22 protein-coding genes and 1 tRNA gene are annotated in these 25,425 nt (G+C 62.1%); 14 read left to right on the top strand and 9 right to left on the bottom strand.

From position 1 onward, the window contains the following. Nucleotides 1-2 precede the first annotated feature (2 nt). A complete protein-coding gene (locus PVW51_RS00900) occupies nucleotides 3-1,913 on the bottom strand; it encodes a hybrid sensor histidine kinase/response regulator (RefSeq protein ID WP_274573232.1) in 1,911 nt (636 codons plus the stop codon). A 193-nt stretch (nucleotides 1,914-2,106) separates the two neighbouring features. Here PVW51_RS00900 and PVW51_RS00895 point away from each other — a divergent pair, with 193 nt between their 5' ends. The 8 genes from PVW51_RS00895 to PVW51_RS00860 all read left to right on the top strand — a co-directional run bounded on the left by PVW51_RS00895 (nucleotide 2,107) and on the right by PVW51_RS00860 (nucleotide 12,538). Then, the gene (locus tag PVW51_RS00895) at nucleotides 2,107-4,080 is read left to right on the top strand and encodes an AMP-binding protein (RefSeq protein WP_269363592.1); all 1,974 of its coding nucleotides are present in this window, start codon (nucleotides 2,107-2,109) and stop codon (nucleotides 4,078-4,080) included. Nucleotides 4,081-4,150: 70 nt separating this feature from the next. Further along, nucleotides 4,151-4,969 carry an ABC transporter ATP-binding protein gene (locus tag PVW51_RS00890; protein WP_269363593.1) on the top strand — a complete coding sequence of 273 codons (819 nt, stop codon included), beginning with the start codon at nucleotides 4,151-4,153 and terminating at the stop codon, nucleotides 4,967-4,969. Between the two features lie 53 nt (nucleotides 4,970-5,022). Beyond that, nucleotides 5,023-6,030: a branched-chain amino acid ABC transporter permease gene (locus PVW51_RS00885; RefSeq protein WP_269363595.1), complete on the top strand. Its 1,008-nt coding sequence runs from the start codon at nucleotides 5,023-5,025 to the stop codon at nucleotides 6,028-6,030. A gap of 83 nt (nucleotides 6,031-6,113) precedes the next feature. Beyond that, entirely contained in the window at nucleotides 6,114-7,190 is a 1,077-nt protein-coding gene (locus PVW51_RS00880; RefSeq protein WP_269363597.1) for a branched-chain amino acid ABC transporter permease, read from the top strand. An 84-nt stretch (nucleotides 7,191-7,274) separates the two neighbouring features. Continuing rightward, nucleotides 7,275-8,558 carry an ABC transporter substrate-binding protein gene (locus tag PVW51_RS00875; RefSeq protein WP_269363599.1) on the top strand — a complete coding sequence of 428 codons (1,284 nt, stop codon included), beginning with the start codon at nucleotides 7,275-7,277 and terminating at the stop codon, nucleotides 8,556-8,558. Nucleotides 8,559-8,629: 71 nt separating this feature from the next. Beyond that, nucleotides 8,630-9,466 (top strand): ABC transporter ATP-binding protein, encoded by an 837-nt coding sequence (locus tag PVW51_RS00870; RefSeq protein WP_274573231.1) that lies wholly within the window; start codon nucleotides 8,630-8,632, stop codon nucleotides 9,464-9,466. Between the two features lie 95 nt (nucleotides 9,467-9,561). Continuing rightward, nucleotides 9,562-10,764 carry a phenylacetate--CoA ligase family protein gene (locus PVW51_RS00865; RefSeq protein ID WP_274573230.1) on the top strand — a complete coding sequence of 401 codons (1,203 nt, stop codon included), beginning with the start codon at nucleotides 9,562-9,564 and terminating at the stop codon, nucleotides 10,762-10,764. Between the two features lie 121 nt (nucleotides 10,765-10,885). Further along, nucleotides 10,886-12,538 (top strand): ABC transporter permease, encoded by a 1,653-nt coding sequence (locus PVW51_RS00860; protein ID WP_274573517.1) that lies wholly within the window; start codon nucleotides 10,886-10,888, stop codon nucleotides 12,536-12,538. A gap of 32 nt (nucleotides 12,539-12,570) precedes the next feature. Here the strand turns inward: PVW51_RS00860 and yghU are convergent, their stop codons facing one another. The 3 genes from yghU to PVW51_RS00845 form a co-directional block, all read right to left on the bottom strand. Beyond that, complete coding sequence (yghU, locus tag PVW51_RS00855) at nucleotides 12,571-13,449, bottom strand: glutathione-dependent disulfide-bond oxidoreductase (RefSeq protein WP_274573229.1); 879 nt, start codon at nucleotides 13,447-13,449, stop codon at nucleotides 12,571-12,573. Between the two features lie 205 nt (nucleotides 13,450-13,654). Further along, entirely contained in the window at nucleotides 13,655-13,780 is a 126-nt protein-coding gene (gene ykgO, locus PVW51_RS00850; RefSeq protein WP_005850168.1) for a type B 50S ribosomal protein L36, read from the bottom strand. Nucleotides 13,781-13,869: 89 nt separating this feature from the next. Further along, nucleotides 13,870-13,944, bottom strand: a tRNA-Val gene (locus PVW51_RS00845). 149 nt (nucleotides 13,945-14,093) lie between these two features. On the opposite strand from PVW51_RS00845, the gene PVW51_RS00840 reads away from it, so the two are divergent. Continuing rightward, nucleotides 14,094-14,954 (top strand): N-formylglutamate amidohydrolase, encoded by an 861-nt coding sequence (locus PVW51_RS00840; protein WP_274573228.1) that lies wholly within the window; start codon nucleotides 14,094-14,096, stop codon nucleotides 14,952-14,954. Nucleotides 14,955-14,958: 4 nt separating this feature from the next. On the opposite strand, the gene PVW51_RS00835 is transcribed toward PVW51_RS00840, so the two are convergent. Further along, the gene (locus PVW51_RS00835) at nucleotides 14,959-15,462 is read right to left on the bottom strand and encodes an anthrone oxygenase family protein (protein WP_274573227.1); all 504 of its coding nucleotides are present in this window, start codon (nucleotides 15,460-15,462) and stop codon (nucleotides 14,959-14,961) included. An 82-nt stretch (nucleotides 15,463-15,544) separates the two neighbouring features. Between PVW51_RS00835 and PVW51_RS00830 the strand changes: the two genes are divergently transcribed. Further along, nucleotides 15,545-16,147 (top strand): TetR/AcrR family transcriptional regulator, encoded by a 603-nt coding sequence (locus PVW51_RS00830; protein ID WP_274573226.1) that lies wholly within the window; start codon nucleotides 15,545-15,547, stop codon nucleotides 16,145-16,147. Nucleotides 16,148-16,204: 57 nt separating this feature from the next. Here PVW51_RS00830 and PVW51_RS00825 read toward each other — a convergent pair whose 3' ends face one another. Continuing rightward, the gene (locus tag PVW51_RS00825) at nucleotides 16,205-17,458 is read right to left on the bottom strand and encodes a DNA polymerase IV (protein WP_274573225.1); all 1,254 of its coding nucleotides are present in this window, start codon (nucleotides 17,456-17,458) and stop codon (nucleotides 16,205-16,207) included. Between the two features lie 60 nt (nucleotides 17,459-17,518). On the opposite strand from PVW51_RS00825, the gene PVW51_RS00820 reads away from it, so the two are divergent. Then, the gene (locus PVW51_RS00820) at nucleotides 17,519-17,947 is read left to right on the top strand and encodes an NUDIX hydrolase (RefSeq protein WP_274573224.1); all 429 of its coding nucleotides are present in this window, start codon (nucleotides 17,519-17,521) and stop codon (nucleotides 17,945-17,947) included. Nucleotides 17,948-18,180: 233 nt separating this feature from the next. Here the strand turns inward: PVW51_RS00820 and pyrF are convergent, their stop codons facing one another. Both pyrF and PVW51_RS00810 read right to left on the bottom strand, forming a co-directional pair. Then, nucleotides 18,181-18,903 (bottom strand): orotidine-5'-phosphate decarboxylase, encoded by a 723-nt coding sequence (pyrF, locus tag PVW51_RS00815; RefSeq protein ID WP_274573223.1) that lies wholly within the window; start codon nucleotides 18,901-18,903, stop codon nucleotides 18,181-18,183. A 267-nt stretch (nucleotides 18,904-19,170) separates the two neighbouring features. Then, complete coding sequence (locus tag PVW51_RS00810; RefSeq protein ID WP_274573222.1) at nucleotides 19,171-19,485, bottom strand: orotidine 5-phosphate decarboxylase; 315 nt, start codon at nucleotides 19,483-19,485, stop codon at nucleotides 19,171-19,173. A gap of 807 nt (nucleotides 19,486-20,292) precedes the next feature. On the opposite strand from PVW51_RS00810, the gene clpB reads away from it, so the two are divergent. Beyond that, nucleotides 20,293-22,908: an ATP-dependent chaperone ClpB gene (gene clpB / locus PVW51_RS00805; protein ID WP_274573221.1), complete on the top strand. Its 2,616-nt coding sequence runs from the start codon at nucleotides 20,293-20,295 to the stop codon at nucleotides 22,906-22,908. A 248-nt stretch (nucleotides 22,909-23,156) separates the two neighbouring features. Then, nucleotides 23,157-23,585, top strand: a complete 429-nt coding sequence (locus PVW51_RS00800; RefSeq protein WP_274573220.1) for a hypothetical protein — start codon at nucleotides 23,157-23,159, stop codon at nucleotides 23,583-23,585. A 103-nt stretch (nucleotides 23,586-23,688) separates the two neighbouring features. Here the strand turns inward: PVW51_RS00800 and PVW51_RS00795 are convergent, their stop codons facing one another. Continuing rightward, on the bottom strand, nucleotides 23,689-24,168 hold the full coding sequence (locus PVW51_RS00795) for a fasciclin domain-containing protein (RefSeq protein ID WP_274573219.1): 480 nt from the start codon (nucleotides 24,166-24,168) through the stop codon (nucleotides 23,689-23,691). A gap of 337 nt (nucleotides 24,169-24,505) precedes the next feature. Between PVW51_RS00795 and msrP the strand changes: the two genes are divergently transcribed. Continuing rightward, nucleotides 24,506-25,414, top strand: coding sequence for a protein-methionine-sulfoxide reductase catalytic subunit MsrP (msrP, locus tag PVW51_RS00790; RefSeq protein WP_269363623.1), 909 nt, complete (start codon nucleotides 24,506-24,508; stop codon nucleotides 25,412-25,414). Nucleotides 25,415-25,425: the final 11 nt, after the last annotated feature.

Here is a 25,425-nt window from a genome sequence, read left to right as displayed (position 1 = left end):
GGTCATGTGCCTTTTTGCAGGGTCGGCTGGATCAATGCGGCCAGGTCCTGTTCCGCGAAGGGTTTGCGCAGCACCGGTGCAAGGCGCTGGGCCGCCACGAACATCTCGTGATCGCCGGGCAGGGAGGTCATCAGGCAGAGCGGTGTGGTGCCGCCTATCCGCTGGGCAAGGTCGATGCCGGTGGCTTCTCCGACCAGCTGGATGTCGGAGAGGACAAAGGTGATATCGGGCAGGTCGGCCAGCAGGGCCGTGGCCTCGTCCGCGCTGGTGGCTTCGATCACCGATTGTCCCAGACCGGTCAGCATGTCCCGGACGGAGGCGCGGATGGCGTCGTGATCCTCCACCAGCAGGACCAGCCCGCCGGTGGCGGGGATCGCCACCCGGTAGGGCAGGCGCAATGTCACCTGCGCCCCGCCGTTTGCCACGTTGGACAGGCGCAGGTTGCCGCCTGCCGATTTGGTCATGTCATAGACCATGGGCAGGCCCAGCCCGGAGCCTTCGCTGCCCTTGGTGGTAAAGAACGGGTCCAGGCCGTGTTCCAGCGCCGAGGGCGAAAAGCCCGGCCCGCTGTCGGTGACGACCCATTCGACCCAGGTGTCATGGACCAGACGCTGGGTCACCTCGATCCTGCCGCTGGTGCCGATGGCGTCGCGGGCGTTCAGGATCAGGTTCAGCAGGCTGTCGGTCAGACGGCCCCTGTCCAGCAGGGCCATGGTGCCCGGCGCTTCGTTCACGGTGGTGAGGCTGACCTTGGCGGGCAGGGTCGGTGCCGCCAGCGTTTGCAGATCGGCGATCAGGCTGTCGAGGTCGATGGAGACCGGGCGCAGGGTTTCGGGCCCCGTCATATCCGCGATGGAGCTGAGCAGCGCGCCGCCACGGCGGGCGGCGGCCAGGGTGCCGTCGATCAACGCGGCGGCCTCTGCCGGCATGGCCGAGAGGCGGCCCAGCTTGGATTGCAGGCCAAGGATGATGGTCAGCAGGTTGGAAAAATCATGTGCCAGACCGGAAATCATCTGCGCGGCCAACTCGCGTTTGCGGGTCTGTTGCAGGGCTTCGCGGGTCTGGGTTTCCTCGGTGATGTCCATCGACATGATATATGCGCCCTTCTGCCCGTCGGGGGTGAAGGAGCCGCGAATCCGCCGCGCGCTTTCCTGATGGGTGAATTCGACGATGGCGGGTTCCCCGGCCAGCGCCCGGTCGAGCGCGGGTTTGATCCGGGCATAGGCGGACTCGCCCAGTGCCGTGGAGATATGAAGCCCGATGATGTTGCGGGGCCGTCCGGGCATCACGCTGCTGAGGCGGCGGTTGGAATAGGTATAGCGCCCGTCGGGTCCGACATGGGCGATATGGGCGGGCATCATTTCCGTCGTGAGGCGGGTGCGGGCCTCGCTTTCGGTCAATTGGCGCTTGGTCTCTTCCAGCGTGGTGATCATCGCGGCGCGTTCGCGGTTGGTCTGCGACAGCTGCTCTGCATGGGCCAGCACCTGATCGGAGAGCGCCCCGGCGCGGGCGCGCAGCAGGGCTTCCTGGGTCTTGGCGGCGGTGATGTCGGTATAGACCGTGACCCAACCGCCCTGGGGCAGCGGCGATCCTTCGACAGAGATGGTGCGCCCGTTGGCGCGGGTGCGTTCCATGTAATGCGGCTCGAAGGCGCGGGCCTGTTCCACGCGTTCCTGCACGAAGGCGTCGATGTCGGCGACCTCGCCGTATTCGCCACGGGCAGCAAGGTGGTGGATGGTCTCGCGAAAGCTTGCCCCCGGGGTGACCAGCGAATCTGGCAGGTTGAACATATGCTGGAAGGGGGCGTTGCAGACCGCCAGTTGCAGGTTGGAATCGTAGATTGTCAGCGCCTGTGCGATCAGGTTCAGGCCTGCTGTGGTCATCGCCTTGGTCTGGTCGTCGGTGATCTGCATGGCCCCTCCTTCATTCGACGTAGCACCGGGATCAGGTTGAGGCCAAGACGAATTCGCTGCTGTTACAATTCGAAAGGATTGAGAAAACATCGGGAAAAAGTTGACCTTCAGGGTCAAAGCCGCACCTTTATCGGGTGGTAGAATCGCGCAAAGCGATCACGCCGCCGATGGGTGGCACTGGGAGGATTATAATTTGGCCAAGCCGCTGACGCGCGCCGACGGACCCGCATCCGTTCCGGCTCTTTTGCATCGAAATGCGCAGGAGTTTGCGAACGCGCCTGCGTATCGCGAAAAGGAATACGGGATCTGGCAAAGCTGGACCTGGGCCGAGACGCGGGACGAGGTCGAGGCGCTGGCGCTGGGCCTGATGGAGTTGGGCATCAATGAGGGCGATTTCATCGCCATCATCGGGCGCAACCGGCCTTATCTGTACTGGGTGATGATGGCCGCGCAGATGGTGGGGGCGGTGCCCGTGCCGCTGTATCAGGATTCCAACGCCGAAGAGATGGCCTATGTCATGGACCATTGCGGTGCCCGCTTTGCGGTGGTGGGCGATCAGGAGCAGGTCGACAAGATCATCGAGGTGCAGGACCAGCTGACCGGTTTCGAGCAGATGATCTATCTCGACCCGCGCGGTTTGCGCAAATACGACCATAGCGCGCTGACCCAATACAGTCGCGTACAGGAGATGGGGCGCGAGAACCGCGAGAAACACATCAAGGAGATGGAGGCGCGGCAGGCCAGGCTGGATTACGACAGCACCGGCGTGATGCTTTATACTTCCGGCACGACGGGCAAGCCCAAGGGCGTGGTCCTGTCGAACCGCAACATCATCGAGACGGCCAAATCCTCATGCGCCTTTGACGATCTGCGGCAGTCGGACGATATCCTGGCCTATCTGCCGATGGCCTGGGTCGGCGATTTCATCTTTTCGGTGGGTCAGGCGCTTTGGGCCGGGTTCTGCACGAACTGTCCGGAATCGGCGGATACGATGCATGTGGACCTGCGCGAGATCGGGCCGACCTATTACTTTGCCCCGCCGCGCGTGTTCGAGTCCCAGCTGACCAGCGTGATGATCCGGATGGAGGATGCGAGCCGCTTCAAGAAATGGCTGTTCGATACCTTCATGGCCCATGCCCGCAAGGTGGGTCCCGCGATCCTGGACGGCAAGGAGGTCGGCATCTGGGATCGGCTGAAGTACCGGCTGGGCGAGATCATGGTCTATGGTCCGCTGAAGAACACGCTGGGGTTCAGCCGGGTGCGCGTGGGCTATACCGCCGGTGAGGCCATCGGGCCGGAGATCTTTGATTTCTACCGGTCGCTGGGGATCAACCTCAAGCAGCTATACGGCCAGACCGAAGCCACGGTGTTCATCACCGCGCAGCCCGATGGCGAGGTGCGCAGCGATACGGTTGGGGTGACCTGCCCCGGTGTGGAGTTGCGGATCGCGGAGAATGGCGAGGTCTTTTACCGCTCGCCTGGTGTTTTTGTCGAATATTACAAGAACCCCGAAAGCACGGCGGACACCAAGGATGCCGAAGGCTGGGTGGCCACCGGTGACGCGGGTTTCATCGAGGAAGGCACCGGCCACCTGCGCATCATCGACCGGGCCAAGGACGTGGGCAAGATGGCGGACGGGAGCCTGTTCGCGCCGAAGTATGTCGAGAACAAGCTGAAGTTCTATCCCAACATCCTTGAGGCCGTTGTCTTTGGCAACGGGCGCAATGAATGCACCGCCTTCATCAATATCGACCTGACGGCGGTGGGCAACTGGGCGGAACGCAACAACATCGGCTATGCCTCTTATCAGGAGCTGGCGCGGCATCCGAAGGTGATGGATACGATCCAGTCCCATGTGGAGGAGGTCAACGCCAGCATCGCCGAGGATGAGATGCTGTCGGGCTGCCAGCTGCACCGCTTTGTGGTGCTGCACAAGGAGTTGGACGCGGATGACGGGGAGCTGACGCGGACCCGCAAGGTGCGGCGCAAGATCATCGCCGAGAAGTATGACGACATCATCCGCGCGCTTTACGACGGCTCCGGGACGGTCAGCACCGAAACCGAAGTCACCTATGAGGATGGCCGCAAGGGCAGCATCAAGGCGACGCTGGAGGTCCGTGATGCGAAGGTATTCGCGGACAACCGCAAGAAGATGGCGGCGGAATGATGGCGATACGAGGCGCGCGCCCGCCATCCCATGCGTGGTGCAACTTGAAACAGAATGAAGGGGACAGGGTGTGAAGGACTCAGCGGACAGTTACCAGACCGCCGACGGCCGCACCATCGGCCCCGTGGTGATGGAGATGAAGAACATCACCCTGCGGTTCGGCGGGGTGGAGGCGATCAAGGACATTTCCTTTGACATCCGCGAGGGCGAGATCCGCGCGATCATCGGGCCGAACGGGGCCGGCAAATCGTCTATGCTGAACGTCATCTCCGGCTTCTATGTCCCGCAGGAGGGCGAAGTCTGGTACAAGGGCGCGCGCCGCCCGGTCATGAAGCCCTATCAGGTGGCCGAACAGGGCATTGCGCGGACCTTTCAGAACATCGCCCTTTTCGAGGGGATGAGCGTTCTGGACAACGTGATGACAGGGCGTTTGCCGCATATGAACACCGGCCTGTTTTACCAGTCTTTCTGGAAGGGCAAGGCCGAGCGTGAAGAGATCGAGAACCGCGAAGTTGCGGAAAAGATCATTGATTTCCTTGAGATTCAGGCGATCCGCAAGACGCCGGTCGCGCGTTTGCCCTATGGTTTGAAAAAGCGGGTCGAACTGGCCCGCGCGCTTGCCGCAGAGCCGTCGATCCTGCTGCTGGATGAGCCGATGGCGGGCATGAACGTGGAGGAGAAAGAGGACATGAGCCGCTTCATCCTGGATGTGAACGACGAATTCGGCACCACGATTGCGCTGATCGAACACGACATGGGCGTGGTCATGGACCTTTCCGACCGGGTGGTGGTGATGGATTACGGCAAAAAGATCGGGGACGGCACCCCATCCGAGGTGCGCAACAACCAGGACGTAATCGACGCCTATCTGGGGGTGGCACATGACTGATTTTGCGGAAGCGATCCGCGCCTTCGGGACGCAGATTTACGGAGGGCTGATCAATGCCTGAGCAACTTGCCTTTACAATCGAGGTTTTCCTCAACGGGTTGATGGCCGGGGTGCTTTATGCGCTTGTCGCCCTTGGTTTCGTGCTGATCTACAAGGCCTCGGGCATCTTCAACTATGCCCAGGGGGTCATGGCGCTGTTTGCGGCGATGACGCTGGTGGGCATCCAGAACGGGCAGGTGCCCTTTGCCCATCTGATCAATGCGATCTTTGGCACCGATGTGCACAAGTTCGGCTGGACGGTTCATAGTTTCCTGGCGATCCTGCTGACGGTCATCGTGATGATCGCACTGGCCTGGGCGGTGCAGAAGTTCGTGTTCAAACATCTTGTGGGGCAGGAGCCGATCATCCTGTTCATGGCGACCATCGGTCTGGCCTATTTCCTGGAAGGGGTCGCGGACCTGATGTGGGGGTCCGAGCTGAAGGCGCTGAACGTCTGCGCGGCGGACGGCGTCTGCCTGCCGCAGGGGCTGAACCTGTGGATCGACGAGACCACCTTCAATGCCTTCGGATACGGCTTTTTCATCGACAACCTGGATATCGTGGCCTCCATCGTAGCCGCCATTCTGGTGATCGGGCTGGTGATGTTCGCGCAATACACCAAGCAGGGCCGCGCCATGCGGGCCGTGGCGGACGACCACCAGGCGGCGCTGTCGGTCGGGGTGTCGCTGAACTTCATCTGGGTGCTGGTCTGGTCGCTGGCAGGGTTCGTGGCACTTGTCGCCGGGATCATGTGGGGCGCGAAGTCGGGCGTGCAATTCTCGCTGTCGCTGATCGCGCTGAAGGCCTTGCCGGTGCTGATGCTGGGCGGTTTCACCTCGATCCCCGGTGCCATCGTCGGCGGGCTGATCATCGGAGTGGGCGAGAAGCTGTTCGAATTCCTGATCGGCGCACCCTACCTTGGCGGGGCGACCGAGAACTGGTTCGCCTATATGTTGGCGCTGCTGTTTCTGGTGTTTCGCCCGCAGGGGCTGTTCGGGGAGCGTATCATTGAACGGGTTTGATCATACGGCGGTGCGCAATGAATGCGCACCCTACATCAGCAACGTAGGGTGCGCATTCATTGCGCACCACAGGAGGGTTGACCATGTTCTACCGTGAAGCAGGTGATTTCCGGACAACCTATGCCGAGGATCAACAGACCTTTCCGATCAAGTTCGACCGGTATCGCTATTACCTCGTGCTGTTCATCGCCATCTGCGTGATCCCCTTTGTCATCAATGACTATTGGGCCAACTCGCTGCTGCTGCCCTTCCTGATCTATGCCATTGCGGCGATCGGGCTGAACATTCTGGTGGGTTATTGCGGGCAGGTCAGCCTGGGCACCGGCGGGTTCATGGCGGTAGGGGCCTATGCCTGTTACAAGCTGATGACGGCGATGCCCGATGTCAGCATGTTCATCCACGTGCTGCTTGCGGGGGCGATCACCGCCGCTGTGGGCGTGCTGTTCGGCCTGCCGTCGCTGCGGATCAAGGGGTTCTACCTGGCGGTGGCGACACTGGCGGCGCAGTTCTTTCTGGTCTGGCTCTTCAACCGGTTTCCGTGGTTCTACAATTATTCCGCCTCCGGCCAGATCAACGCGCCGGAGCGGGATGTATTCGGCATTGTCATCACCGGCCCCAATGCGGAAGCCTGGGCGACCTATGCGTTCTGCCTGATCTTCACGATTGTCAGCGCCATCGTGGCGCGGAACCTGACGCGCGGCTCGGTGGGGCGCAAGTGGATGGCGATCCGTGACATGGACATCGCCGCCGAGATCATCGGGGTGAACCCGCTGCGGGCCAAGCTGACGGCCTTTGCGGTATCGTCGTTCTTCATCGGCGTCTCGGGGGCCTTGTTCTTTTCCATCTACCTGGGCGCGGTCGAGGTTGGTGAGGCCTTTGGCATCCAGAAATCCTTTCTCGTGCTTTTCATGATCATCATCGGGGGGCTGGGCAGCATCTTTGGCAGTTTTGCCGGGGCGGCCTTTCTGGTCCTGTTGCCGGTGCTGCTGAAGGTGGTGGGCGTGGACTGGCTGGGATGGCCGACGGACATCGTCGCACATCTGCAGCTGGTCATCGTGGGGGCGCTGATCGTGCTGTTCCTGGTCGCGGAGCCGCATGGCATTGCGCAGCTCTGGCGCGTGGCGAAAGAGAAACTGAGACTGTGGCCCTTCCCGCATTAGCGGGCGGTTGCTGAAACGAGGCGGGGCGAAACCCGGCCCTGAGAACGTAACAAGTCGGAATTTATCCAAGGGAGGAAAACACCGATGACATACAAACTAGGAACTCTGGCCGTTGCAGGCCTGATGGCGGCAAGCCCCGTGATGGCGGATCTTGTCTTTCCATCGCTGAGCTATCGCACCGGTCCTTATGCGGCGGGTGGTATCCCCTTTGCGGACGGATATGCCGATTACTTTACCATGCTGAACGAGCGTGACGGCGGCATTGGCGGGGTGAAGACCAGCGTCCCTGAATGCGAGACGGCATATAACACCGAAAAGGGTGTGGAATGCTACGAATCGCTGAAAGACAGTGGCGGGCTGGTTTATCAGCCCCTGTCGACAGGGATCACCTATCAGCTGATCCCCAAGACCACGGCGGATGACATCCCGATGCACACCATGGGCTATGGCCGGACCTCGGCCGCCAATGGCGCGGTCTTCACGCATACGTTCAACTACCCCGCCAACTACTGGAACGGTGCCTCGGGTGCGATCAACTATCTGCTGGCTGAAAACGGCGGTGACTTGAACGGCAAGAAGATCTCTCTGGTCTATCACAACTCGGCTTACGGCAAGGAGCCGATCCGCACGCTGCAGGAACTTTCGAAAAAGCATGGCTTCGAGTTCACCGAAGTGCCGGTCGATCACCCGGGCCAGGAGCAGAAGTCCCAGTGGCTGCAGATCCGCCGCGACAAGCCTGACTATGTGATCATGTATGGCTGGGGCGTGATGAATCAGGTGGCGGTACAGGAAGCGGCCAACATCCGGTTCCCGATGGAGAATTTCATCGGCATCTGGTGGTCCGGTTCCGAAAACGACGTGCTGGCGGCGGGTGCTGCGGCCGATGGCTACAAGGCGCTGACGTTCCACGGTGTGGGCAGCGACTTCCCCGTGTTCGACGACATCCAGACCTATGTGGTGGACAAGGGGCTCGCGGCGGGGGCCGGCGACCAGATCGGCACGGTGCTGTATAACCGCGGTCTCTATGCGGCGATGCTGGCAGCCGAGGCGGCCAAGACCGCGCAGGAAATCCATGGCACGGCGGACATCACCCCGGCGATGATGCGCGATGGCATGGAGGCGCTGAAGATCACCGAAGAGAAGATGACCGAACTGGGCCTGCCGAACTTTGGCCCGACCTTCGACGTCTCCTGTTCCAACCACGGCGGCACCGGCCTTGTCGGAGTGACGCAATGGGATGCCACAGCCAAGGAGTGGAAGCTGATCTCTGATTTTGCGCCCACGGACATGGATGTGATCGGACCGCTGATCGAAGAGGACTCTGCCGCTTACGCTGCCGAGAACAACATCGAGCCGAGCTGCGGCTAAGACGCAATTCCCGGCCCGCGCCGATGTGCGGGCCGGGAACCACTCCCGATCCTGTTGGAAAGACGAAACCCATGCTGGACGACACCAATACCGCCGATGTGGCCGTGGACAACGTGCTGGAAGTCAACAACATCGAAGTGATCTACAACCATGTGATCCTCGTGTTGAAGGGCGTGAGCCTGAACGTGCCCAAGGGGGGTATCACCGCCCTGCTGGGCGGCAACGGCGCGGGCAAGACCACCACGCTCAAGGCGATTTCGGGTTTGCTGGCCTCCGAACGGGGCGAGGTGACCAAGGGGTCGATCAGGTATCGCGGCGCGCCGATCCATCACGCGGACCCGGCCGAGACGGTCAAGAAGGGTGTCGTGCAGGTGATGGAGTGGCGGCATTGCTTCGAGCATCTGACGATCGAGGAAAACCTGCTGACAGGAGCCTATACCCGCAGCGATGGCGCCGCAGCGATCAATGCCGACCTTGAAATGGTCTATGATTATTTTCCACGTCTCAAGGAGCGCCGCCGCAGTCAGGCCGGCTATACTTCGGGCGGGGAACAGCAGATGTGTGCGGTGGGCCGTGCGCTGATGTCCAAGCCCGAAACCATCCTGCTGGATGAACCTTCGATGGGGCTTGCGCCGCAACTGGTCGAACAGATTTTCGAAATCGTGAAATCGATCAACGAAGAGCAGGGCGTGACCTTTCTTCTCGCCGAACAGAACACCAATGTGGCGCTTCGGTTTGCGCATTACGGCTATATCCTGGAATCCGGTCGCGTGGTGATGGACGGCCCCGCCGCCGATCTGCGCGAGAACCAGGATGTGAAGGAATTCTACCTTGGTCTGTCGGATGAGGGCCGCAAGAGCTATCGCGATGTGCGGTCCTACCGGCGTCGCAAGCGTTGGCTGTCCTGATGTGCCACGGGCGACTTGCCCGGTGAATTGTGGATCAACCGAAACGTAAGATGGGCGCGGCCCATCGCAACAGTCGAAGAACAAGGGTCAAAGTCATGTCAGCTTCCCATTTCGATGATCTCGAAATCCGCAGTGCGGATGAGCGGGCGGCGGCACAGGCCGCGCGGCTGAAAGAGATCCTGGCCGGGATCACCGATGCGCCGGAAGACTGGCGCGCCGATGCGGCTGCTGTCGGCGGGCCGGAGGATCTGCCGAAGCTGCCGGTATTGCGGAAATCCGACCTGAGCGGCTGGCAGAAGGCAAGGCCGCCCTTTGGCGGGATTGCGGTGCGCAACGCAACCCATGTGTTCCAGTCGCCCGGCCCGATCTATGAACCGGGCGGCAGCTCTGCCGACTGGTTCCGCATGGGGCGTTTCCTGCATGCGGCGGGGCTGGGTGCGGGCGACATCGTGCAGAACTGCTTTGGCTATCATCTGACGCCTGCGGGCCATATGTTTGAAAGCGGCGCAAGGGCGGTGGGCGCGATGGTTCTGCCTGCCGGTGTGGGCCAGACCGAATTGCAGGTCACGGCGGCACGGGACGTGGGCACAACCGCCTATGCCGGGACCCCCGATTACCTCAAGATTATTCTGGAAAAGGCGGATGAAATGGGCGTGGCCCTGGACATCACCAAGGCCGTTGTCGGCGGCGGCGCGCTGTTCCCCTCGCTGCGCCAGTACTACATCGACCGGGGGATTTCCTGTCTCCAGTGCTACGCCACCGCCGATCTGGGCAACATCGCCTACGAAAGTGCGGCGATGGAGGGCATGATCGTGGACGAGGGGGTGATCGTCGAGATCGTGACACCCGGCACCGGCGATCCAGTTCCGGCGGGGGAGGTCGGCGAAGTTGTGGTGACCTCGCTCAACCCGGATTATCCGCTGATCCGTTTCGCCACCGGCGATCTGTCGGCGGTGATGCCGGGCGCGTCGCCTTGCGGGCGCACCAATATGCGCATCAAGGGCTGGATGGGCCGGGCCGATCAGACCACCAAGATCAAGGGCATGTTCGTCCGCCCCGAGCAGGTGGCGGCGCTTGTCGCCCAGCATGACGAGATCCGCAAGGCGCGCGTGGTGGCCAGCCGCACAGGCGAGCAGGACGTGATGACAGTCCATATCGAAAGCGCGGGGGGGGACCCGGAGGCCTATGCGCAATCGGTGGCCAATCTGCTGAAGCTGAAAGGCAAGGTGGTGATCGTCGATCCTGACACGCTGCCCAAGGACGGGCTGGTGATCGAGGATCAGCGCAGCTACGACTGATCTGTTTTCCGGCGGGTGTCCTGAATGCCGACAGCAGATTGTTCCGGCAGAGGTGCGGCGCGGGGCTGGCAATCCTGACTGAAATCATCGAAATAGGGCCATGGCCCAGAGCACCAGCCAGATGACCGCGAAACGCCCTGCCCCGACAGACCGGGCGCGGGGTCTGGCCTTTGGCGCGGTGCTGGTTGCTGTTGTTTGCGCGCTGCCGATGCTGGCGGTGCTGATTGCGGCGCTGAGTGGGGGCACGGATACGGTGCGGCACCTCCTCTCGACCGTGCTGGGGGCCTATAGCTGGACCACGTTCAAGCTGGTTGTGATGGTGGCGGCGGGCACCTTTGCGGTGGGGGTCGGCGCGGCCTGGCTGGTGACCATGACACGCTTTCCCGCCGTGCGGTTCCTTGAGATCGCGCTGGTGCTGCCGCTGGCCTTTCCGGCCTATGTGCTGGCCTATGCCTATACCTTTGTGCTGGATCATCCGGGCATCGTGCAAAGCACGCTGCGTGACGTGACCGGCTGGGGGCCGCGCGACTATTGGTTCCCGGATGTGCGGTCTTTGGGCGGCGCGGCGGTGATGCTGATTCTGGTGCTTTACCCCTATGTCTACCTGTTGGCGCGGGCTGCGTTCCTGCAGCAGAGCGGGACGACATTTCTGGCGGCGCGGGCGCTGGGCTCTTCCGCCTTTGCGGCATTCTGCAAGGTCAGCCTGCCACTGGCGCGTCCGGCAATTGCCGGTGGCGTCCTGCTGGCGGTGATGGAGACCATCGCGGATTTCGGCACTGTGGCCTATTTCGGCGTTCAGACCTTTGCCACGGGCATCTATACATCGTGGTTCTCGCTTTATGACCGGGCCGGGGCTGCGCAGCTGGCGCTGTGCCTGCTGTCGGTGGCCCTGTTGCTGGCGATGCTGGAGCGGGTGCAGCGGGGCAAGGCGAAATATCATGACCCGGCACGGCGCGCGCCCGGCATGCCCCCGATCGAGCTGCGCGGCTGGTCGGGGATCGGCGCGCTGGTGCTTTGCGGGGTGCCGGTGGTTTTTGGTGCGCTGCTGCCCATCGTGATTCTTCTGGTGATGGGCCTTGGCTCGGAGCAGGACCTTCTGAGCCCGCGCTACTTGGGTTTCATGCGCAATTCGGTGACGCTGGCGGGGACGGCGGCGCTTGTCACTGTGGTGGGCGCGATCTGCGTGGGCTTTTTCCGCCGGTTGCGTCCGGGGCGGCTGTCCCAGGGGGCGGCCTATGTGGCGCGGCTGGGCTATGCGGTGCCGGGCGGGGTGATCGCGGTGGGGCTGATGGTGCCCTTTGCCGCCTTTGACAATACGCTGGACGCCTGGATGCGCGCGACCTTCGGCATTTCCACCGGCTTGCTGATCACCGGGTCGATCTGGCTGCTGGTGGCGGCCTATATGGTGCGCTTCATGGCGGCGGCGCTGGGCGCCTATGAGGGCGGGCAGGCGATGGTTCACGCCAATATGGACGCCGCCGCGCGGTCATTGGGCGAAACGCCGGTCGGCACGCTGCGCCGGGTGCATCTGCCGATCCTGGCGCCCAGCCTGCTGACCGCGCTGCTGATCGTCTTTGTCGATGTGATGAAAGAACTGCCCGCCACCCTGATCATGCGCCCGTTCAACTATGACACGCTGGCGGTGCAGGCCTACCGGCTGGCCAGTGACGAGCGGCTGGGCGGCGCTGCCGTCCCCTCGCTGGTGATCGTGGCGATGGGGCTGCTGCCGGTGATTCTGATCTGCCGCCAGGTGGGCCGGGGGCGGCGCAGGTAAGGCGCATCGGGCTGCACCTTACCGCTGTGCCTTCAGTCCTTGGCGGCCTCGATCTTGTCCTGGGTCCTGGTCTCGAAATCGCTGGCGTCGTGGCGTTCCCGCAGCTGCATGGACAGGTCATCGCCAAAGGCGCGGTTGACCATCCGGCCACGTTTGACCGCCGGGCGTGCGTCGATGGTTTCGGCCCAGCGCAGCACATTCCTGTAAGAGGTCACATCGAGGAATTCGGCCGCATCATAAAGCCGTCCCAGCACAAGCTGCCCGTACCAGGCCCAGATCGCCATATCGGCGATGGAATAGCTGCCTGCCATCCATTCGTTCTCGGCCAGATGCCGGTCGAGCACATCGAGCTGGCGTTTCGCCTCCATCGTGAAGCGGTCGATGGGGTATTGCCATTTCTCCGGCGCATAGGCGTAAAAATGGCCGAAGCCGCCGCCAAGATAAGGCGCGCTGCCCATCTGCCAGAACAGCCAGGACAGCATCTCTGTCCGGTCCGCCGGGTTTTCGGGGATGAAGGCACCGAACTTTTCCGCCAGGTGCATCATGATCGACGCAGATTCGAAGACCCGCTGCGGCTTGTCCCCGGAGTGATCCATCAGCGCGGGAATTTTCGAATTCGGGTTGGCCGAGACGAAACCGGAGGTGAACTGGTCACCTTCCATGATGTTGATGATCCAGGCGTCGTATTCCGCGCCTGTGTGACCGGCTGCCAGAAGCTCTTCGAACAGGACGGTGACCTTGACGCCGTTGGGCGTGGCCAGCGAGTACAGCTGGAAGGGATGTTTGCCGACCGGCAGGTCCTTTTCGCTGGTGGGGCCCGCGACGGGGCGGTTGATGCTGGCAAAACGCCCGCCGCTTTCGGCGTCCTGGGTCCAGACCTTGGGCGGTGTGTAGGTTTTCATCTCGGCCATATGGGTTCCTTCTCTTCGGCGGGCGCACGGCGCGTGCACCTTGTGGATTGGCCGTAAGGTGGGGCTTTGACCCAGTGAGGGCCAGAGGAAAAATGCATTCCGCCGCAAACATGGTTGTGATCCCGGCGCGTGGCAGGGGGCGGCCGGCCAAGAAAAAAGGCTGCCCCGAAGGACAGCCTTTCTGAATGGTAACTGCTGGCAGATCTCAGCCCTGGCGGGCTTTGAACCGGCGTTGGGTCTTGTTGATCACGTAAACGCGGCCTTTGCGACGCACAACGCGGCAATCACGGTGCCGGTTCTTGAGCGAGCGGAGCGAGTTGCGAACTTTCATGTCCTTCTCCATCTTTCTGTCTGGCGCGAACCAGCGCCGGGTTGCGGGCAGCCCGACACGCCAGAGGCGGTCAGACCAGTGAAATTCGGTGGTGGGCGATACTGGGATCGAACCAGTGACCCCTTCGATGTCAACGAAGTGCTCTACCGCTGAGCTAATCACCCACACTGAAACACGGATTATATACGGCCCCAAACAAAATGGGGCGCGAAAACCCGCGCCGTGAGGGGTGCTATAAAAGGAGTCGGGCACATGATCAAGGGCTTTTGGCATCGCAAGTTTCTGCGCTATGTTGATCGCGAAAGGGGGCCGTATGCCGAAGTCTGCCTACGAAGTTTTTCACCCGGAGCGCAACCGGTCCTGCGTGGTCTTTGCCTCGCCGCATTCCGGGCGCGATTACCCCTGGTCTTTCCTGCGTAAAACGGTGCTGGACGAACATGCGATCCGGTCGTCGGAAGATGCTTTTGTGGACATGCTGTTCGACTGCGCGCCGCGTTACGGTGCGACTTTCATCAAGGCGGGCGCGCCGCGCGCCTTTGTGGATCTGAACCGGTCCAACGACGAGCTGGACCCGGCGCTGATCGAAGGGGTGCGCAGGCAGGGGCATAACCCGCGGGTGGCCTCCGGCCTTGGTGTCATCCCCCGTGTCGTGTCGAACGGGCGGGCAATCTACCGGGGCAAGATCACCGGTGCCGAGGCGGAGCGTCGCATCACGCAATATTGGCAGCCCTATCATGACATGGTGCAAAAACTGCTGGATGCCGCGCATCAGCGGCATGGCCAGGCGGTGCTGCTGGATTGCCATTCCATGCCGCATGAGGCGATGGATGGGGTGGCCCGGTCAGGTATGCGCCGCCCTGACGTGGTTCTGGGGGACCGGTTCGGGGCTTCTGCTGGGGGCGAGGTCGTGGACCGGATAGAGGCGGCTTTTGCTGACGCCGGATTCGTGGTGACCCGCAACACGCCCTTTGCGGGGGCCTATATCACCCAGGCCTATGGCCGCCCGTCACGCGGGCAGCATGCGGTTCAGGTCGAAATCGACCGCTCGCTTTACATGAACGAGGCGCTGATCCGGCCCAATGGCGACTTTGACACGGTGCGCGCTGCCCTGCAGCAGGTGGTGGGGGAAGTGGCGCAGATCGGCCAGGGCCGGTTGCCGCTGGCCGCCGAATAGCCGTTCAGGTCTTTTTCCCGACTGACAGCATCGCCATGCCAAGGCAGAGCGTCCCCAGACCGGTTGCGGCGGTCCGCAGCTGATTCCAGAACTGCCATTCCGGTGAATAACCCTGCCAGATCTGGCGCGCTGTTTCGATATCTTCGGGGACGGGGACAGCGCCAAGGGCTTCGTTCATCGGGACATTCACCGCCATTGTCAGCAGGACGCCCGGAAAGGTCACCAGCAGTGCCGCGCCAAGGCACCACCCGGCGGCGGCCCGCTGTGCAGCCACAAAGAGAATCACGGTTGTGACGGCCAGCACGACGGGCGTGCCAAAGAAAGCGGGGGCAAAGACCGCGTTGCGCACCGAGGCATTCATGGCCTGCATCGCGGCGATTGCGGTGCGGGGGTCGGCCTGATCCAGCCCCCACATGGTCGAGCAGACCCAGGCGTAGAAAAAGCCGAAGAGCGCGCTGCAGAGCAGCAAGGAGAGCAAAAGCAGGGGGCGGGAAACTGTGTTGGTCATCTGAATATCCGTATTGATGTGTACGCCTTTACATATCCGTATCTTAATGTACGTTTATTTGTCAAGCAGACGGGGGCATTCGATGCGTGACGACAAACGCCAGGCGCGCATGCGCGAGATTGAGGCAGTGGCCTATGAGCTTCTGGCCGAGCAGGGGTATGACGGAACCTCCATGCTGGCGGTGGCGAAACGGGCCAGGGCGTCGAACGAGACACTTTATCGGTGGTACGGCGACAAGAAGGGATTGTTCGCCAGCATGGTCCGGGCAAATGCCGACGCGGTGCGCGCGGCACTTGATCACGTGGAGCCAGCGGGGCTGTCGCCGCTGGACAGGCTGCACCGGCTGGCGCCGGTCCTGTTGGGCATGTTGCTGGGGGAGCGCGCGATTTCGCTGAACCGAGCCGCTGCGGCGGATGCCACAGGAGACCTGGGGCGCGCCATTGCCGAGGGGGGACGCGAGAGCATCCTGCCCCTGCTGGCCGGTGTGATGGAAGAGGCGGTCGCAGCAGGGGAGGTGGTGCCGCCGAAGGTGGGGGATATCGCGCCGCTGTTCATGCATCTGCTGGTGGGCGATCAGCAGATCAGGCGGGTGATCGGGACCTTGCCCGCCCCCGGTGAGGCGCAGATTGCGGCGCAGGCCAGGATTGCGATGGCCCAGTTCATCGCGCTCTGTGCCCCGTGCTGAGGTTAATCCGCTGAACGGCGGGGCCTGAGCCCAGCGCAGCGGCCTCGGGCGCGCGGATCAGCGCAGGGCGCGCCCCTTTACGATTGCCTTCTCGCCAAAGCGGGAGCGGATGCTGTCGGTGGCGCGTTCCGCGCGGTTGCGTTTATCGGCCTGCGGGTCCAGCAGGTCTCCGGCCAGATCGGCGCCCTCGGGCGTGCCAAGGTCGGAGATCCCGACACCGATCAGGCGGAAAGGGCCGGGGTCACCCAATTGGTCAAAAAGCGCGCGGGCATGGCGATAGATGCGGTCCGCAAGCTGGGTATGGTCGGGGAGCGAGACGCGGCGGGTGAGAATCTTGAAATTCGCGTGTTTCAGTTTCAGCGTGACGATGCGCCCGGCCATGCCCTTGGCCTTGGCCCGGTCGGCCACCTGCACCGACAGCCGCCAGATGTGGCCATCCAGAATATCGGCATCGCCTGTGTCTTCGCCAAAGGTGGTTTCCTTGGAGATGGATTTGACCGGTTCATGGGCCGAGACCCGGCGATGGTCCTGGCCGCGCGCCAGGTGCCACAGCCTTTCGCCCATGCCGCCGAAGCGAAGGATCAGATCCTGCTTTTCCCAACGCAGAAGGTCGGAAAAGTTGCGCACACCGGCCTTTTCCAGCGCCGCCTGGGTGACCGCACCGACCCCCCAGATCATGCTGACCGGTTTGTCGCGCAGGAAATCTGCGGTTTCCGCCTTGCCGATGACGGAAAAGCCGTGCGGCTTGTCGAGGTCGGAAGCGACCTTGGCCAGAAACTTGTTGTGGCTCAACCCGATGGAGCCCGTCAGCCCCAGTTCGGTTTTCATGCGACGGACCAGCCGCGCCAGCATGACCGCAGGGGCCGCGCCATGCAGGCGTTGGGTGCCGGTCATGTCGAGAAAGGCTTCGTCCAGGGAAAGCGGCTGAATGGCCGGGGTCAGTTCCTCCATCATGACGCGAATGGCACGGGAGGCTTCGACATAGGCCGCCATCCTGGGTTTGATGATGATCGCCTCCGGACAGAGTTTGAGCGCCTGGAACATCGGCATCGCGGAGCGCACACCGCGAATCCGCGCGATGTAGCAGGCGGTGGAGACCACCCCACGCCGGCCGCCGCCGATGATGACAGGTTTGCCCGCCAGCGCCGGATTGTCGCGCTTTTCCACCGAGGCATAGAAGGCATCGCAATCCATATGCGCGATGGTCAGTTCCATGAGTTCGGGATGGGACAGCACACGGGGGCTGCCGCAGCTGGTGCACCGCGTCACGGCAGGTTGTTCTTTCAGGCAATCACGACAAAGACTCGCCATCTTGGCACACGGATGAGAATGGTTATGTAGCCAATGTAGCGGGTGAGCGAAGGAAAGAACATGGGGCAGGACGAAGGCTTTGACGGTGCCAAGCTTGCGCTTTTCATCGGCGCGAAACTGGCTGTGATCCTGCGCGACGATATCCCCGGCCTGCCCTTTGCCGGATATTGGGACTTGCCCGGTGGCGGGCGCGAGGGGGATGAAACACCCCTGGAATGCGCCCTTCGCGAGTGTCGCGAGGAGCTGGGATTGACGGTGCCCGAGGGTGCGGTGACATGGCGGCAGCGTTTTACCGAGGACGGACAGGTCAAATGGTTCTTCGTGGCAGGCCTGCCGGACCGGGCGGCGCAGGATGTCATTTTCGGGGACGAAGGGCAGCGATGGACGCTGATGTCGTCTGACGCATTTCTGGCGCATCCCAAGGCCGTCCCGGCATTTCAGGCACGCCTGCGACTGTTCCTGAAGCGCGAGGGCGTTTCAGGTCTTTGAAATTATTTGGATTTTCAAGACAAAGCCCCCCGCCTTCTGCAGCGGGGGGGAGTTGACGAACTTCAGGAAGAACCAGTTCGTCGGGGAGTATCACCTGACCTTAGGTTAACATGGCAAGCAGGGGCCACATAGTCGGGAATTCCTGACCGGACAGTCAGCAAGCCTGATGTTGTCATTTATGTTACAGTCATCGGTTGAATTTCAGGCGCTGCCGCCAACCATTCAAGGGCAGTTCAGGAGGGGGCGTTGGGTCTGGCCGCCTGTGGGCTTTTCATCTCGGCGAGGATTTCAAGCGCCGCGTCGCGGGGGTCAGGCACCGCCCAGATCGGGCGGCCGACCACCACATGATCCGCGCCTGCGGCGATCGCCTGCGCCGGTGTCATGATGCGTTTCTGGTCGCCGGGCGCACTGCCGAAGGGGCGGACGCCGGGGGTCACCACCAGCTTGCCCTCCGCTTCGGGCAGGGCGCGCACAAGGGCCGCCTCGTGCGGGGAACAGATGATGCCGTCTGCACCTGCTTCGAAGGCATTTGCGGCGCGGGTCTGCACCAGATCGGGGATGGCGCCGTCGCGGATCAGGGCGCCGTCAAGATCGGCCCGGTCCAGCGAGGTCAGGATCGTCACCGCGAGGATCTTTGTGTCATGCCCGCCAGCCCCTTCGCGGGCGGCAGCGACAACATAGGGATCGCCATGCACGGTGAGGAAATCGAGTTCGAACTGCGCCAGGCCACGCACGGCGGCTTCGACGGTTGCGCCGATGTCGAAAAGCTTCATGTCCAGAAAGATGCGTTTGCCGTGCTCCTGCTTGAGCTCGTTTGCGAGCGCGAGACCGCCGCCGGTCAACATGCCCAGCCCGATCTTGTAGAAACTGACGGCGTCGCCCAGTTCTTCTGCGAGGGCAAGCCCCGCAACAGCATTGGGAACATCGAGGGCTACGATCAGGCGGTCATCTGTCATCTGGCTTCCTTGGGTGATGCGGGCAAACGTCTGGGTCGTAGTCGGTTTGACCGGAAGCTGTCCAGTGAAAAGAGCGGGCCGGCGCGCGCCGGTGCTGCGGAAGGCAAAAAAAAACCCGGATATGCTTGCGCGATATCCGGGTCAGTATGTCAGAGACAGTGCAGGCAGGCATAGGTCTCTGATGGTGGGGCGGCTGCATGGACAGAATATGCAGCGGTGCCCCGCTGTCCGCGCGGAAAGGCAGGTGTCGCGCGGATGGCTGTGAAATCAGGCGGCGCGGTTGCCGGGGTAGGCAACCAGGCTTTCCAGCCAGCGGCGCGGGTCGAACCGGGGCCGACCGGCACGTTGCCGGGCAGTGCGGTGAGCCCGTTCCGAATAGAGACCGGCACCTTGCCGGTCCCGGCGGATGGCCTGTTTTTTCAAACCTTCGGCCGCCTGTTCGAAAGACATGGTGATGGGCGCATTGATGGCGCAGGCATATTTGCGCGCGGTTCCGTCACGATGGAGAGTGACAAGCGCCTCGAACGTCTGTTCGGCGGCGTTGTAGATCACATCTGACAGTTGAATGCTTGGATTCTGCATGAAGATTACCTCACAAGGCCTTGATCGTTGTCGCAGGGGTTGGTGCTGCTTTAGACAACAACGATTATGTTGCGAAATGGTTGCATGAATTCCGGAAAATGCTGTGAATAAATTGGAATAATCTTTTTATTACAGTCGGCTATCCCGGTATGGAATTTTTCATTTCTGCGGAATTTGTCGCAAATTGGGCAGATTGCTGCTGTTCCCCTGGTGCGCCGCCTGTCCGCAGGCGCATTGGCCCTGCCTGCGCTTCATGTCTCCCGGCATCTGACAGGTTCTATCGAACGTTGTGCCAGGCAATTCTGGCCCAATCCGGCCCTTCGACGCGGGGTGAGCGAGGAACCGCTTTGCGGGACGAAGCGGACGTCCACCAAAGCCCGGAGTCAAGGTGCGCAGCACCGCCGGGCAGCGCCCGACCGCCCCATGGGCGGGCGCTTTCTCACCGTATTGCGGTTCATCATCCCCACGCCAAAGATTAGAAATAAAGTGGCACCCACGGACGTTCCGCTGCCCACCCGCGGTCAGGCGCTGCCCTGTGTGGTTAAGTCACTTTGGACTCAATCCTGCTCTTCGCTGCATTTTTCACAAATGACCGCTTGGCCCCTACCTCCCATCGGACATAACGCCGCGCTCCGGGCCAGCGATGTGACACAAAAGCCGGTATTGCCTGACACCTGACAGTTTCATTGTGGTGAGCGCCTCTTGAATCCGGTGTCCGGATCCCCAAATTCTAACCGAGGTCCCGAAGGACGCGTGCCGCTGAGCCGGGCGCATCCGCCATGGGGCGCTTAACAAGAGGAGAGAACCATGGACTTGAGCAAGTTCACGGAAAGATCGCGCGGCTTCATTCAGGCGGCGCAGACAATTGCCATCCGCGAGAGCCATCAACGGCTTACTCCCGAACATATTCTGAAAGCACTGCTGGACGATGATCAGGGCTTTGCGGCCAATCTGATTTCGGCGGCAGGCGGTAACGTCAAGCGCGTGACCGAGAACCTCGCGCTGGCGATGGGCAAGCTGCCCAAGGTTTCGGGCGATGCGGCCCAGGTCTATCTGGACAATACAACCACGAAAGTGCTGGCCGAGGCTGAGGCGCTGGCGAAGAAGGCGGGCGACAGTTTTGTCCCGGTGGAACGTCTGTTGATGGCGCTTTGCATGGTCAAATCCGCGGCGAAAACCGCGCTGGAAGCCGGTCATGTCTCGGCCCAGGCGCTGAACACTGCCATCAATGATGTCCGCAAGGGCCGCACCGCGGATACCGCGAGTGCGGAGGATGGATATGAGGCGCTGAAGAAATACAGCACCGACCTGACCGCGCGGGCCGAAGAAGGCCGGATCGACCCGATCATCGGCCGCGACGAGGAAATCCGCCGCACGATGCAGGTCCTGTCGCGCCGGACCAAGAACAACCCGGTTCTGATCGGTGAACCCGGTGTCGGTAAGACCGCCATTGCCGAAGGACTTGCCCTGCGGATTGTCGATGGCGATGTGCCCGAATCCCTGCGCAACAAGCGTTTGCTGGCGCTGGACATGGGGGCGCTGATTGCAGGTGCCAAATATCGCGGCGAGTTCGAGGAGCGTTTGAAGGCGGTTCTGACCGAAGTCACCGAAGCTGCCGGGGAAATCATCCTGTTCATCGACGAGATGCACACGCTGGTCGGTGCGGGCAAGGCGGATGGGGCGATGGATGCCTCGAACCTGCTGAAACCTGCGCTTGCGCGGGGTGAATTGCATTGCGTTGGTGCCACCACGCTGGATGAATACCGCAAATATGTGGAAAAGGACGCAGCGCTGGCGCGGCGTTTCCAGCCGGTCATGGTGCAGGAGCCGACGGTGGAAGATACCATTTCCATCCTGCGCGGCATCAAGGAGAAATACGAGCTTCACCATGGTGTGCGGATCAGTGACTCTGCCCTCGTGGCCGCCGCGACGTTGAGCAATCGCTACATCACCGACCGGTTCCTGCCGGACAAGGCGATCGACCTGATGGACGAGGCCGCCAGCCGTCTGCGCATGGAAGTCGACAGCAAGCCCGAAGAGCTGGATGCGCTGGACCGCCAGGTCCTGCAATTGCAGATCGAGGAAGAGGCGCTGAAGCTGGAAGACGATCAGGCTTCCAAGGACCGGCTGGAGACCTTGCAGAAGGACCTTTCCGATTTGCAGGAGAAGGCCAGTGGCATGACAGCCGCCTGGCAGGCCGAGCGTGACAAGCTGGCCGGCGCCCGCGACATCAAGGAAAAGCTGGACCGCGCCCGCGCGGATCTGGACATCGCCAAGCGGGAGGGCAACCTCGCCCGCGCGGGGGAGCTTTCCTATGGCGTGATCCCGCAGCTTGAGAAGGATCTTGAGGCTGCTGAATCCAGCGAAGATGGCATGATGGTCGAAGAGGCCGTGCGCCCCGAGCAGATCGCAAATGTGGTGGAGCGCTGGACAGGTGTGCCTGCGGGCAAGATGCTGGAAGGCGAACGTGACAAGCTGTTGCGCATGGAAGACCAGCTTCATGCGCGGGTCATTGGCCAGAATGCTGCGGTCAAGGCGGTGGCGAATGCCGTGCGCCGTGCGCGTGCCGGTCTGAACGACGAAAACCGCCCCCTGGGCAGTTTCCTGTTCCTCGGGCCGACGGGTGTGGGCAAGACCGAGCTGACCAAGGCGGTGGCGGAGTTCCTGTTCGACGATGACAACGCCATGGTGCGTATCGACATGTCCGAGTTCATGGAGAAGCATAGCGTTGCACGGCTGATCGGCGCGCCTCCGGGTTACGTCGGCTATGACGAGGGCGGTGTGCTGACCGAGGCGGTGCGGCGCAGGCCCTATCAGGTGGTGCTGTTCGACGAGGTCGAAAAGGCGCATCCGGATGTGTTCAACGTGCTGTTGCAGGTGCTGGACGACGGGGTGCTGACCGACGGGCAGGGCCACAGGGTCGATTTCAAGCAGACGCTGATCGTGCTGACATCGAACCTGGGCGCGCAGGCGCTGAGCCAACTGCCCGATGGCGGAGACATGGCACAGGCCAAGCGTGACGTGATGGATGCGGTCCGGGCGCACTTCCGGCCGGAGTTCCTGAACCGTCTGGACGAGACGATCATCTTCGACCGGCTGAGCCGCGAAAACATGACCGGTATCGTCGAGGTGCAATTGCAGCGGCTGCTCCGGCGGCTGGCCGGGCGCAAGATCGCGCTGGATCTGGATGAGAGCGCCAAGAAGTGGCTGGGCGATGAAGGCTATGATCCGGTCTTCGGGGCACGGCCGCTCAAGCGGGTCATCCAGCGGGTGCTGCAGGACCCGCTGGCAGAGATGATCCTGGCCGGTGACGTGCGCGACGGGGACAGGATCACCGTCACCGCAGGAGCCGATGGCCTGATCATCGGGGACCGGGTTGCGGCCAGCAATCGGCCCAAACCGGACGATGCGACGGTGCATTGATCCGCACTATAATATATGCAGGTAAAATATATGCAGGTAAAAAAGGCCGGGGTTTTCCCGGCCTTTTTTGTCGGTAGCCCGGTCGGCGACAGGGCAGGAATCTCGTTTGTGCCCATCTGCTGTTGCGGTTGTGCCGCAGGCAAAGCAGCAACGCATCAAGCTGTTTTTCATTTGCCGGTCGAATTGCTAGGTCCGCAGGGAGGAATTGCAGCGGATCCCCCATGCAGATGCAGCAGAAAGGCAGACCCATGAGACCATTAGGTATACTGGGGCTGCTGAGCCTGGCCGCATGTGGCGATCTTCCGGGCCCTTCGGTTCCTGCGCAACCGGGCCAGAACCTGCAATCGGCGCGTCAGGCGGTCTATGCCTGCTCCGCAAATGCGGCGCGGGGCGGTCAGAATGCTGTCGTCAGCAGCTATGTCGGGGGCGTGTTATTCGGCGGCGTGCTTGTGGGCCCGATCATCGTGGCGTCCAATGAAGGGAATATCCGTGCCCATGGCGAGGCGGGCGCGGTGGACCGTTGCCTGAATACGCGCGGTTTCGAGCGGCGCGATCTTACACCGGCAGAAGTTCAGGCGCTGAACAGATTGTCTGGCACCCGGCGCCATCAGCTGTTGGATCACCTGATCTCGGGCCAGTCGCTTGAGACATTCAATGCTTCCGCCGGATACGCCTGACGCAGGTCATGCCTGACGCAGGTCACGCCATGTTCAAAGGGTCGCTTTGGCGGCCCTTTTTCGTGCGCACCCGCCGGGATTGTCCGGTGGATGTCTCCTCGGATCAAGGCATCAGCACCTTGTCGATGACATGGATCACCCCGTTCGCGGCTTCGAAGTCGGGGGTGACAATCGTGGCATCATTGACCATGAGCCCATTGTCGAGGTTGATCGTGACGGGCGAGCCCTCCAGCGTTTCGATATTCATCCCGGTCTGAAGGTCAGCGGACATGATTTTGCCCGCGACGACGTGGTAGGTGAGAATGCTTGTCAGAACGTCCTGGTTTTCGGGCAGCAACAGGGTGTCCACAGCGCCGTCTTCCAGATCGGCAAAGGCGTCGTCACCGGGCGCAAAGACGGTATAGGGGCCGTCGCCTTTCAGGGTTTCGAGCAGGCCGGCCGTCTCGGCGGCAGCCAGCAGGGTGCCGAAAGTCCCGGCCTCGGTTGCGGTATCGACGATGTCTTTCTTGTTGTCGGCAGCAAAGACGGGTGTTCCGGCAAGCGCGGCAGCAGCGGTCAAGGCAAGTAGTGTTCTGCGGTGCATGATGGTCTCCTCCTGCTATCTGGTGTCACAGAATAATGTGAGGCGGTCCGTCGGAAAGAAAAGCCGGGGGTTTTCGCCGGTGGCGTGAGGGCGCGCATTGAAACATGGGGCGCGTGCGCTAAGCGGGACGGATGCGGTGCGACCACTCAACTCAATGTGAAACCGGGACGCGGTTTTGTGATCTCTGCCCGCAGCGCCGCAGGCGCTGGCCGTTTCTGCCGGGCGGAGCAAAGCTGACAATTCGGTGTTCTGGGTGAAATGAACCGCGAAAGTCTTTGGTGCATGGGCCTTGTAACCCTAACTCTGTTGTATGTGGAGTTGAGAGTAGGAGAGCCCGATGGCCCATCGTTGGATCAATACGCTGAAAGAAAGCGACGTCACCCCGGAGGCGGCGTTTCTGAACCGCAGGCAATTGATGGCGGGTGCGGTTGCGGGCGTCGGGCTTGCCGGGATATCCGGCGGGCGGGTGCGAGCCGAGGGAGAGCTGCAACCGAACAGCTACGAGGACATCACCAGCTACAACAACTATTATGAGTTCGGCACCGGCAAGGGCGATCCGGCCCGCAATGCCGGAACCCTCACGACCAAACCCTGGACGGTGAAGATCGACGGTCTTGTGGACAAGCCCGGCGACTACAACTTTGAAGACATCATGAAGGCGATGACCATCGAGGAACGGATCTATCGCTTCCGTTGTGTCGAGGCCTGGTCGATGGTGGTGCCATGGGACGGGTTTGAGCTGGCGGATCTGCTGGAGATGGCGGGGGTTCAGTCCGCTGCGAAATACGTGGCCTTCGAGACGGTCCTGCGCCCCGACGAAATGCCCGGCGTGCGGTTTCCGGTTCTGGACTGGCCCTATGTCGAGGGGCTGCGCCTGGACGAGGCGATGCATCCGCTGACGATCATGGCGACCGGCATCTATGGCAAGGACATCCCGAACCAGAACGGCGCGCCGCTGCGGCTGGTGGTGCCGTGGAAGTATGGCTTCAAGTCGATCAAGTCGATTGTGCGGATCACGCTGACAGACAGCGAACCGCCGACAAGCTGGAACAAGGCCAATGCCCGTGAATACGGATTCTACAGCAATGTGAACCCGGAAGTGAGCCACCCGCGCTGGTCACAGGCGACAGAGCGTCCGCTGGGCGGAGGGTTGTTTGCCGGTCGCCAGGACACGCTGATGTTCAATGGCTACGGCGACGAGGTGGCCAGCCTTTATGAAGGCATGGATCTGGCGAAAAACTTCTGATGGCAAACCCG

Source organism: Sulfitobacter sp. PR48 (assembly GCF_028807335.1).
In the GTDB taxonomy this organism is placed as follows: Bacteria; Pseudomonadota; Alphaproteobacteria; order Rhodobacterales; family Rhodobacteraceae; genus Sulfitobacter.
The sequence above is the reverse complement of the archived record's forward strand: the minus strand, read 5'-3'. Positions and strand labels throughout refer to the sequence as shown.